Annotated in this window: 11 protein-coding genes; 7 read left to right on the top strand and 4 right to left on the bottom strand. The window is 62.1% G+C overall.

Annotated features, from left to right (window positions below; translation table 11 throughout):
* Positions 1–2 precede the first annotated feature (2 nt).
* The gene (locus tag KF691_10685) at positions 3–800 is read left to right on the top strand and encodes an RluA family pseudouridine synthase (protein ID MBX3389906.1); all 798 of its coding nucleotides are present in this window, start codon (positions 3–5) and stop codon (positions 798–800) included.
* A gap of 2 nt (positions 801–802) precedes the next feature.
* Here the strand turns inward: KF691_10685 and hemW are convergent, their stop codons facing one another.
* A complete protein-coding gene (gene hemW / locus KF691_10680) occupies positions 803–2002 on the bottom strand; it encodes a radical SAM family heme chaperone HemW (GenBank protein ID MBX3389905.1) in 1200 nt (399 codons plus the stop codon).
* A gap of 223 nt (positions 2003–2225) precedes the next feature.
* Here hemW and KF691_10675 point away from each other — a divergent pair, with 223 nt between their 5' ends.
* Positions 2226–2726 (top strand): FHA domain-containing protein, encoded by a 501-nt coding sequence (locus KF691_10675; protein MBX3389904.1) that lies wholly within the window; start codon positions 2226–2228, stop codon positions 2724–2726.
* Positions 2727–2753: 27 nt separating this feature from the next.
* Here KF691_10675 and KF691_10670 read toward each other — a convergent pair whose 3' ends face one another.
* The gene (locus KF691_10670; protein MBX3389903.1) at positions 2754–2933 is read right to left on the bottom strand and encodes a hypothetical protein; all 180 of its coding nucleotides are present in this window, start codon (positions 2931–2933) and stop codon (positions 2754–2756) included.
* 173 nt (positions 2934–3106) lie between these two features.
* Between KF691_10670 and KF691_10665 the strand changes: the two genes are divergently transcribed.
* The 5 genes from KF691_10665 to KF691_10645 all read left to right on the top strand — a co-directional run bounded on the left by KF691_10665 (position 3107) and on the right by KF691_10645 (position 7466).
* Positions 3107–4465, top strand: a complete 1359-nt coding sequence (locus KF691_10665; GenBank protein MBX3389902.1) for an adenylosuccinate synthase — start codon at positions 3107–3109, stop codon at positions 4463–4465.
* A 26-nt stretch (positions 4466–4491) separates the two neighbouring features.
* Positions 4492–5385, top strand: a complete 894-nt coding sequence (uppS, locus tag KF691_10660; GenBank protein ID MBX3389901.1) for a di-trans,poly-cis-decaprenylcistransferase — start codon at positions 4492–4494, stop codon at positions 5383–5385.
* Complete coding sequence (locus KF691_10655) at positions 5378–6316, top strand: phosphatidate cytidylyltransferase (GenBank protein MBX3389900.1); 939 nt, start codon at positions 5378–5380, stop codon at positions 6314–6316. The genes uppS and KF691_10655 overlap by 8 nt, the downstream gene beginning before the upstream one ends.
* A gap of 126 nt (positions 6317–6442) precedes the next feature.
* Positions 6443–7204 carry a hypothetical protein gene (locus tag KF691_10650; GenBank protein ID MBX3389899.1) on the top strand — a complete coding sequence of 254 codons (762 nt, stop codon included), beginning with the start codon at positions 6443–6445 and terminating at the stop codon, positions 7202–7204.
* 28 nt (positions 7205–7232) lie between these two features.
* Positions 7233–7466: a ribosomal protein L7/L12 gene (locus KF691_10645; GenBank protein ID MBX3389898.1), complete on the top strand. Its 234-nt coding sequence runs from the start codon at positions 7233–7235 to the stop codon at positions 7464–7466.
* Here the strand turns inward: KF691_10645 and ruvB are convergent, their stop codons facing one another.
* Positions 7467–8507 (bottom strand): Holliday junction branch migration DNA helicase RuvB, encoded by a 1041-nt coding sequence (ruvB, locus tag KF691_10640; GenBank protein MBX3389897.1) that lies wholly within the window; start codon positions 8505–8507, stop codon positions 7467–7469. It lies immediately after the preceding gene.
* A 55-nt stretch (positions 8508–8562) separates the two neighbouring features.
* Positions 8563–10050, bottom strand: a complete 1488-nt coding sequence (locus KF691_10635; protein MBX3389896.1) for a hypothetical protein — start codon at positions 10048–10050, stop codon at positions 8563–8565.
* Positions 10051–10346: the final 296 nt, after the last annotated feature.

Below are 10346 nucleotides of genomic sequence, written 5' to 3'. Positions count from 1 at the left end.
CCGTGGCCAATTTTTCCGTCGAGCCCAATGATCTCGTGCGCTACAAGGTCCGGCATTCGGACCAGGATCTGCTCGTCGTCGAGAAGCCCGCGCACGTCGTATCAACGCCCGGCGCGGGTCACGAGCGCGGTTCGCTGCTCAACGGGCTGTTCGCGGCGTACGGAAAGCAACTTCAGAATCTCGGAAAAGACCGCGACTTCGGCATGCTCCACCGTCTCGATCGCGAAACCAGCGGCTTGCTCATTGTCGCGCTGCGGTCCGGGGCGTACGACAGGCTCCGCAGAATGTTTGAGACTCGAGATATCAGAAAGTTCTACTTTGCGGTCGTCGCCGGCGTGCCGCGCCAGAATTCGGGCGTCATCCGCCGGCCCATCAACGAAGTTCGTGAGATTCGCAACCGGCACGAGATGAAGATCGCCAAGATTTCGGGCGGAGGCAAACCGGCGACCACGGCCTATCGCGTTCTGGACTCGGTCGCGGCCGCGAGCCTGCTCGAGTGCCGGGCCGTCACCGGTCGGCTTCATCAGTTGCGCGTTCATCTCGAATCCATCCGCTGCCCGATCTTCGGCGACGATCTATACGCACCGCCAGTCATCGCATCGGGGGCCGCACGACTCGCTCTTCACGCTCATCGACTCGCATTCGCGCACCCGGTCTCTCAAGCCGAGATCGATATTCGGTCTCCGCTGCCCGCGGATCTGAAGAAGCTCATTGGCAAACTGGGAATGGATCCTCAAAAAGCAATTTCGCCACCAGTCGATTCGACCGCGCAGATCGCCGACGATGACGATTCCGCCTGATGTCAGTCGTCGAGCGCGGCCATGAAATCCACAACAATTCCATCGGCGATCAGCATCCCGCGATCGGTGAGCGCCCACCTGCCGTCGGCATCGGTGAGCATGCCGGACGCACGATTCGTCGCGACGACCGCGGCCAGCCGCTCGCTCGCGCGAACACTGATCGCGCGGACTTCGGCAAGCGTCGCATCAGAATCAAGACCCTCTCGCAGCCGCAGCCCGGTCCAGATGCGCTCGCGCAGCGCTCGCGAGGCGTCCGGCGGCTCGACATCGACAACATCGGGCAGACCGTCCGAGCTCTCTCGCAAGTAATCGTCAAGCCGCGGCACGTTCTTCCATCGCCAGCCCGCGACGTGCCCAGAAGCCGAAGGCCCGGCCGCGAGCCACTCCTCTTGCCGCCAGTATGACAGATTGTGGCGCGATTCGCATCCGGGCTTGGCATAATTGCTGACTTCGTAACGCAAGAGCCCCGCCGATGCAAGATGCCGCTCGGTGAACTCGTACATTTCGACTTCAACATCTTCATCCGCCGGAGCAAATTCGCCCCGCTGAAGCCGGGCAGTCATCGCCGTGCCTTGTTCGTACGTCAGGTTGTAGCACGAGAGATGCTCGGTCTCGAGCGCAAGGGCCGAATCGAGATCACGCCGCCAATCTTCGAGCGATTGTCCCGGAATCCCGAAGATGAGGTCGACCGAAAGACGCCGAAACCCTTCGTCGCGCGCCATGCGGATAGCCGCCCCGACCGTCGCGGGATCGTGCTGTCTTTCGAGCGTCTTCAAGTGGGCGCGATGAAACGATTGTGCGCCCATGCTGATCCGATCGACGCCTCCCGCTCGAAGCAGACCAAGCAATTCGGGAGATACAGACTCGGGATTGCATTCGACCGTGAATTCGCCCTCGCCGCGCCGAATCTCGCTCAAATCAAAGCAGTCGTCCAGAGCGTCGATCAGCCTGCGCCAAAGGTCGAGTCGAAGCAATGACGGGGTACCACCGCCCACAAAGATCGTTCGGAGTGCGGGTCCCTGCGCGGGATCCGACAGTCCGTGTAACTCCCGAATCAGCCGGTCGGTAAAGGCCTGCTGGCGGTCCTGTTTGTCCACCAGGCTATAGAAATCGCAATAGTGACATTTGTGGGAACAGAACGGAACATGCAGGTAGAGCGACCGAACAGAACGCTGTAGGACTCCCGCGCCCCCGGTGCGCAACGGATGCGCCCCGGTATTGCCCGACGGCTGGCGTTGCCGGAGCAGGGAAATTCGGTTATCGTCGTTTGTTACTGGTCGCGAGTGTTTCACGGTCTTGCGTTCTGGCTGGCCACCGGTTCTTCGAGGATCTTCGCGAAAATCGGGTCGTGTTCAGTTGCGAGACTCTTCGGGTTGGGAGATGAATTGTCAGGCGACGTTCGCAGCGGTGAAAGGATAGCGAGCATTGGAAACCTCCCTCATTCTTGTGAATCGCGACGGCACGCAGCGGGAAATCCCGCTGAAGAAAGCCCGCTTCATCGTGGGCCGTCAGGCGGATTGCCAGATCCGCCTTCCCGACCCCGGTGTCTCGCGCCAGCACTGCGAAATTCAGATCGACGCAGCCAAGCCCATCATCAAAGACCTCGGTTCGAGCAACGGAACGTATGTGAACCGCCGCCGCGTGAGCCAGACGGAGCTGGCCGCCGGAGACACGCTGAGCATCGGGCCATTTGTCTTCGTCTTCCGCGTGGACGGTGAGCCGTCGAACATCGACGTCGAAGAAGTACTCGAGGACGCCGTCGGAATCGCCGCACCGGGTAATGCCCCGCACTCCGCTCAGAATCACGCGGACGAACCGGCGGCACCGCCCGCCGGGCAGGAGCCTCCGACGCGAATCCCGGATCCCGACGACAGCGACGAATTCGAGTTCGACTTCCTCGATGAAGACGACTCGCCCAAACTCTAAAGCCAGAATGTTGTGGGATCGATTGGTTCAGGCGGCCGGTGCGCTCGGCTTTGCCTGGCCATCGCCGCTGACGTTGACGCCAGGAACGCGGATGTTGGTCCCGCAATTCTTGCAGCGAACAGTCTTGCCCCGCGCGTTTCCGGGCACTGCGAGGACCTTGCGGCACGTCAGATTCGGGCACATGATTCGAACTGTGTCTGCCGCCATGGTTCGCTCCCCCGGACGCATCGCCTCTGACCGGAAGGACCATCGACCGCCGGGCAATGTTTTTTGAGTAGCGACGGCAAAAGAAGCGTCAGCGGTTCCGCTTGGGACGAGTGTGAGGGTGGCCCCGACGCCTACCGTCTGCGTTGCTCGCAAACGCCAACCGGAACGCCGTCATGTCCGAGAACTCGCCAAAGAGTGAAAGCCAATGCAGCGCCGTCGTCGGCCTCCAGTGGGGGGATGAAGGCAAGGGCAAAATCGTTGATCTGATTGCACCATCGCACGACGCGATCGTTCGCTACAACGGGGGCGCAAACGCCGGCCACAGTGTCGTTGTCAAGGGTGAACGCTTTTCACTGCACCTCATTCCTTCCGGCATTCTCTATCCGAGCAAACTTGCCGTCATCGGCAACGGCGTCGTTCTCGATCCGGACAAGCTGCAGGAGGAGATCGACGGCCTGCGTTCCCGGGGCGTCGATCCGTCCGGACTCATCGTCTCGAGCCGGGCGCACGTTGTCATGCCGTATCACAAAGCCGAAGACGCGGCACGCGAGGATTCGCTCAAGTCTGAACGCCTGGCGCGAGAAGCGGGTGATGCCGGTTCGATTTCCGAAATCGGCACGACCCGCCGCGGCATCGGCCCGGCATACGCCGAAAAAGTTCAGCGCGCAGGTGCCGTCCGAGTGGGGGATCTGCTCGATCGGGCGACCGTGCATGAGAAAATCGCGATCGCCATCGCGAACAAGCGTGCGGCGCTCGCCGGACGCGCGGACGCCGCCGATTCACTGGATGCAAAGCGAGTGACCGATTGGGCGCTTCGCGCGGGTGAAGCCATCCGTCCGATGACGCAGGACACGACCTATCTGTTGAACAATCTTGTTCGGGCCGGGAAAAACATTCTCTTCGAGAGCGCGAACGGAACACTGCTCGATGTCGATCACGGAACGTACCCGTTCGTGACCGGATCGTCCTGCGCGGTCGCCGGGATCGGCACCGGCACCGGCGTTCCCGTGCAGAGGATTCGGCGGGTCACCGGCGTGATGAAGGCGTATTCGACTCGAGTAGGAGCCGGGCCGATGCCGACCGAACTCGCCGGTCCCGGCGCCGACGGCCAAATCGGCGATCGGATCCGTACGCGCGGCCGTGAGTTCGGTACGACCACCGGCCGCCCACGTCGCGTCGGGTGGCTCGACTTGGTGGCCGTGAAGTACTCGGCGATGATCAACGGCACGACCGGGCTCGCGCTCACGATGCTCGATGTGCTCTCGGGGTTTGACACGGTACGGGTCTGCACCCGGTACGAGATCGACGGAAAGCAGAGCGATCGCTTCCTTCCCGATTCACCCGCGCTTTCGAGAGCGCGACCGGTATACGTCGAGCTTCCGGGTTTTTCGGAAGATATTTCGTCCGCTAGGCAGCGCTCCGAACTGCCTTCCAGGGCTCGGTCGTACATCGAATTCATTGAAGAGACAGTCGGTGTTCCCGTCGAAATTGTCAGCGTCGGTCCGGATCGGGCGCAAACGATGACGAACTGAATTGAAAAGCTTCACGATACTGTGCCATGTCAGTGACCCCGCTCTCAACCCCCAGCGATCCCGTACGCCCGGAAGCCGCGTTCCTGTCGGACCCGGCGGTTCTCGCCCGCGTCGCGGAAATGCGAACGCGATACGGGAAAGCAGATCCGTTGAACCGGCTCCCCGATGTCGATCCGCGCCGGATCCCGCGCCACGTCGCGGTCATCATGGACGGAAACGGACGATGGGCGCGCCAGCGCGGGTTTCCGCGTATTTTCGGCCATCGCAACGGTGCCAGGGCGCTGCGCGAAACGGTGGAGGAGGCGGGGCGCCTCGGGGTTGAGGCGATGACGTTCTACTCATTCAGCCTCGAGAACTGGCGACGGCCGGCGGAAGAAGTAGAAGCGCTTATGTTGCTTTGCATCGCCTACTGCGAAGGCGAGCGAGAGGCTCTGGTGCGCGACGACATCCGCTTCAGATGGATCGGGAGACGAGCGGGACTTCCAGCGCCGGTGCTCGCCGCCCTTGATTCCGTTGTCGAGGCGACGAAGCAATGCGGCGGCCCGACTCTGTGCGTCGCGGTGAATTACGGATCGCGCGCGGAGCTCGCCGACGCCGCAAGGGCGATCGCGAGCGAAATCAGGGCCGGGACGCTCCGCCCCGAAGACATCGACGAGGACTCCATCGCTGCGCGACTCTACGCGCCCGACCTGCCCGATCCCGACCTTCTGATTCGAACCGCAGGTGAAATGCGCGTCAGCAACTACCTGCTGTGGCAGATCAGCTACGCCGAGCTGTATGTCACTGAGACGCTCTGGCCGGATTTCGATTCGGCGTGCCTTCACGCGGCAATCCGGGACTTTGCGGGTCGCACGCGGCGCTTCGGCGGGCTCGATCTTGCAGACGCGGAGCCCCGCGATTCAGGAGCCGGCCGTGCGTGACCGGCTTGTCCTCGGCACGATTCTGATCGCCCTTCTGCTCGGCCTTCTCTGGCTGGACGGCTATCTCGATCGGCTCTCTTGCCCGGCCTGGCTGACAAATCTCGGATATCCGCACCCGACGCTACCGCCAGGAATCGTCCTCTTCATTGTCATGCTCGGGCTGAGCATCATGGCGGCCCGCGAACTTGCCGACATTTTGCATGACAAGGCAATCGACGCGTCGCGCCGGATCACGACGCTCGCCGCATTTTTCGGCCTGTGTGTCTCTTGCTTCATCCCCCGAAATTTCAGCGACGGCGCGAGCACCCTCGGCCCGCACTGGGATTCCGCGACCGGCGGACTGATCGTCAGTTCGTCCGCGGTCCTTGTGCTCATCGTCGCGTTGCGTTTCTATTCGCGTCACAAGAACACAGAGGGAGTCATCGCCGCTGCCGGCGGCACGATGCTGGCGTTTGTGTATCTCGGGTTGATGTTCGGATTTGTGCTGGCAATCCGACGCGAACACCCCGTTTGGACCGTGGCCTGGGTGTTGCTCATGATCAAGGCCTGCGACATCGGGGCGTACTTCACCGGCCGGGCGGTCGGAAAACGAAAACTGATTCTGTGGCTCAGCCCCGGCAAGACCTGGGAAGGGCTGATCGGCGGGGTGGTTGCTTCGATGGCGGTAGGAATCGCGGGCGTGTGGTTGATTCAGTGGAAAGAGCCGCCGTCGCATCCCTTCGCTGTCGGAGCGTTGACCGGGATGATCTTTGGGTTGATCGGGCAGGCGGGTGATTTGATGATGAGCCTGTTCAAGCGCGATGCCGGCATCAAGGACTCCGGAAAATCACTACCCGGCTTCGGCGGGGTTCTCGATGTGCTCGATTCCCCGCTTCTGGTCGCCCCCTTTGCGTATTGGTGGCTCCGGATCATGCTCCCCCCGCACGGCTAGGTCGGTCTTTGGTCGCAGGTCGGTGTCGCTCGGACGGTCTTTGTCGGCATACTTGCTGTTCTTCTTCGCGCCCCCAAACACCGGAACGATCGGCGCGACTACACTCAAGCGGTTGGCGGAGTGCACATGAACGTCACGTCGAAGCTCCTCAGCGTTTTCAAGGTTGACAAGCAGTATCGGGGTCTTCGCTCACGCCTGAGCGCGGCAGAGAAGTATCTCGCCGAACAGACTCGCCAGATCAACGACATCGATGCGAAGAAAGCCTCGATCGAAGCGCAGCTCAGGCAGCTCACTGCCACAGGCGCGAACTTCGAGGGCGAGGTCAAGCGGCTCGATGCCCGGATGGCGACCATCCGCGAGCAGATGAACTCCGCTCAGACCAACAAGGAATACAAGGCATTCCTGACCGAGGTCAACACGATCAAGGCCGAGCGCGACCGTCAGGAAAACTCGGCGCTCGAGCAGATGGCGAAGGCAGAGGAGTTGCGCCGCCAGATCGAAGAGCTTTCAAAGAGCAGGGCCGAACGCGAACGCATCCAGTCCAAAGCCGTGAGCGATCGCGATCAGCGGGCCGCGGAAATCAAGGACAAACTTGCCGATCTTCAGGGCCAGCGAGACACGCTCGCAAAGGAATTGCCCAAGGACACTCTGCTGGTGTTCGAGCGATTGGTCCAGACCCGCGGCGACGAGGCGATGGCCCACATCGAAGAGGCCGATCGTCGGCGCCATGAGTATCACTGCGGCGCGTGCATGATGGCTCTACCCATCGAAGCCGTGAACGGTCTGCTCGTTTCGGGAAAGCTGACCCGGTGCGCATCGTGTCAGTGCATCCTCTACATCGAAGAAGAACTCGCCAAATCGATGCGCGAGCCCGCCGGCAAGCGCTGATCGAACGCCATCCATTTTCGGAGGCCGCATGTTCAACTTTCTGCCGCAGCAGACGGATCCCGCGCTCATCCGCAGGGTCGACCGGATCGAAAAAAAGCTCGACCTGCTCCTCACGCGCGCGGGAATCGAGCTGCCCGAGGACAATCTCGATGAAGTGCGCGAACTCGCTCGCCGCGGCGACAAGATCGCGGCGATCAAACTCTACCGGGAGATCACCGGCGCTGGGCTTGCAGAGGCGAAGAGTGCCGTCGAGTCGCTCTGATCAACGGTCGTTCTCGAAGAGGCCGGTTTTCTCACCGACATACGCGACACCAAGGTGATCGCACGCCGCGCGCGTCAGTTGCCGGCCTCGCCGCGTGCGCGCGAGAAAACCGATCTGCAGAAGGAACGGCTCGACAACATCTTCGAGCGTTCCCGAATCTTCGTTCATTGTTGCCGCGACGGCTTCGAGCCCCACGGGGCCGCCTGAATAGGTCGTTGCGATCACGCGCAGATAGCCGCGGTCGAGTTCGTCGAGCCCGAGATCATCGACCCCTTCGAGTTTCAGCGCCTGGGCGACGGTTTCCGGCCGGATGATGCCATCCCCCTTGACCGACGCGTAATCGCGGATGCGGCGGAGCAAACGATTCGCGATGCGGGGCGTGCCGCGCGATCGGGATGCAATGCTCTCGAGGCACTTCTCGTTCGCGACTTGCACGTCGAGCAGCATGCAGCTGCGTTCCAGAATGCGCACGAGTTCGGCGCCCGAGTAGTAGCGAAGGTGGTGTGTGATCCCGAAGCGCGAGCGCAAAGGACTCGAAATCAGCCCCGCGCGCGTCGTCGCCGCGATGAGCGTGAACGGCTTGCAGCGGATCTGCACGGTGCGTGCCGACAGCCCGCTATCGACAGGCACATCGATCCGGTAGTCCTCCATGGCCGGGTACACAAACTCTTCCACGGACGCCGGCAGGCGGTGCACCTCGTCGATGAATAGCACGTCGCGCTCGCGCAGCGAGGTCAGCGCCGCGACCAGATCGGTACCCTTGGTCAAGACCGGTCCGCTCGTGACGTGAATTCCCGATCCCATTTCCGTGGCAATCAGGTGCGCGAGCGTTGTCTTCCCCAATCCGGGCGGCCCGTGAAAAAGCGCATGCTCGCACGGCTCGTTGCGCTTCTTCGCGGCACGGATCGCGATCCGCAAGCGTTCGATCAGGTCTTCCTGACCGACATACTCGTCAATCTTCGTCGGGCGCAGCGCCCAGTTGCGCTGCTCCTCGCGCGGATCCGCGCTCGCCCCCGCACTGATAAGACGATCCGTCGCCATGAATACAAAGTAGCAGCAAAGCAGGGAAAGGGAAAGCTGTCAGCTTGATGCCACCCTAGTCCAAGGGCAGCCCCTTCGACTTCCAGAGTTTCACCAGTTGATCCAGCGAAGACGGCTCCACCTTCACGCCGCCGGGAAGATCCGCGAAGATCAGGTCGCCGTTGTCGCGGCAGAGCGCGATCTGCGCCGGACTTCCGTCGCTCATGCGGGTGGTGACGCGATAAATGTTCTTCTTGTCCGGGGGCTGCTCGACCATCTCGCGCCGGATCTCGATCATGTCAGACTCTGACGAATAGGTGTTGAACGCAAACTCCGTGGTGAGGCGGGCGTTGATCAGCATCCGCTGAACGAGAAACGATTCGACGCGCGAGAGATACGCCCGGTCCGGGACAATGAGCGTGGTCGCGGGCCGGTCGGTTCGCTTCACTGTGAGCTGATTGCCCTTGCGTGTACCCAATTCTGTGCTGAGCCGGTCGTTCTTTCCCTGGCGAACACGTGTGCTCAGGCTCCACATTTCTTCTTTTCGGTCGAGTGTCTGAAAGAAGATCCCCTGGGAATCGGTGAGCGTGTCGTTCGCCTCGCCGATCACGCCCCGGAAATCAACCTGGATCAGGATTCCTTCGTCGAGGTCCGGGCCCGCGAACTTTTTCGGGTCGCGCGTCGGATCGAGCTGGCCTCGCTTCCCGATCGAAGTGCGGATCCGCCGATACCCGACTTCGCGAGCATCCGAATCCGCTCCAGTCTTGGCCGGCACGTACAGCCGCCACCATGTTTCCTTGGATTCAAGAACCGCCGAACGCAGCGCCGCCTCATCCAGCCCCTTCTCGAAGCGGTCGCCCGCGTCGAGCAATGCGCGCTTGGAACTCTCAAGGCTCGCGGCATCCACGAAGCTCGACGTCGCGATCATCGCTTCCATCTCTGGCTTTGCACGATCAAAGTCGGCTTCGCCGCAACTCGCTTCAAAGCATGCGAAGCGACCCGGCGCGAGCTTGATGAACGTCACGCCATAGATCAGTCGCGGCCGTCCCGCGTGCTTCGGATCTTCGTCCTTCGGGCCAAGCACGTAGAACCGCTCCGCCGGCAGCGTGCCGATCACAAGATTCTGTGAGCGCTCGATGAGCTGTGCGCCCGTTGGTCCGGTGCCACCGACGAGGATCGCCTCCGCTCCCATCTGATTCTTCAGGTTTGTGTCCGCCACCTGCTGGAGCGTCAGGTTCAGGTCGCTGCTCTCGAGCACACGCGCGCCCGACATCCACTTGCTGTCCGGGCCTGTGACCTGCACCGCCGCCTGATTGCCGATGGCGGTCGAGCTCGCGCTCGCGCCGACCGGCAGCGACATCGTCAGGCCCATCGTTTCAACCCGCAGCGGCTTTTCGTTAAACCGGACTGCCCCCGCGGTCGGAGCGTTGCTGCGCGCCGGCTGAGCATTTTGGCTCTGTGGCAGTTTTGCGCTCTGCTGCGCCCAAGCAGTCGTCGGGGTGAAAAGCAGGCCCAACGCAAGCAACCGAGCCAAGAACCATGACGTCGTGCGCAAAATCTTCATCCGTGGCTCCTTCCACGCGCAAGTCCAGTGAAGACACCCCCCATTATCATCGGCCATCCGCGCCCGCCCCGTCGGAAACCGCCGGGGTGTCAATGACATCCGCCTTCGGAGGCCGCTCGGTTGCGACCGACCCGGTTTCGCCGAGTTCCGGGATCCTCGAACTATTGACCCGACAGGGGCGGGGGCTATGCTTCTCGGCTACGCACCAGCAAAATACCTGTTGCGGGAGCGCGACCGATCGCACTCCCAGGGTTTCTTGCCCGCGTCGCTCGGACCTGTTCACACCAATCTTTGAA

Source organism: Phycisphaeraceae bacterium, assembly GCA_019636555.1.
GTDB lineage: Bacteria > Planctomycetota > Phycisphaerae > Phycisphaerales > UBA1924 > JAFEBO01.
Note: the sequence above shows the minus strand (reverse complement) of the source record. Positions and strands in the feature narration are given on the sequence as shown.

Coding starts and splice junctions, on each gene's coding strand:
- KF691_10670 (MBX3389903.1), bottom strand. CDS start 2,933: ATGGCGGCAGACACAGTTCGAATCATGTGCCCGAATCTGACGTGCCGC.
- KF691_10665 (MBX3389902.1), top strand. CDS start 3,107: ATGTCCGAGAACTCGCCAAAGAGTGAAAGCCAATGCAGCGCCGTCGTC.
- uppS (MBX3389901.1), top strand. CDS start 4,492: ATGTCAGTGACCCCGCTCTCAACCCCCAGCGATCCCGTACGCCCGGAA.
- KF691_10650 (MBX3389899.1), top strand. CDS start 6,443: ATGAACGTCACGTCGAAGCTCCTCAGCGTTTTCAAGGTTGACAAGCAG.
- KF691_10645 (MBX3389898.1), top strand. CDS start 7,233: ATGTTCAACTTTCTGCCGCAGCAGACGGATCCCGCGCTCATCCGCAGG.
- ruvB (MBX3389897.1), bottom strand. CDS start 8,507: ATGGCGACGGATCGTCTTATCAGTGCGGGGGCGAGCGCGGATCCGCGC.
- KF691_10635 (MBX3389896.1), bottom strand. CDS start 10,050: ATGAAGATTTTGCGCACGACGTCATGGTTCTTGGCTCGGTTGCTTGCG.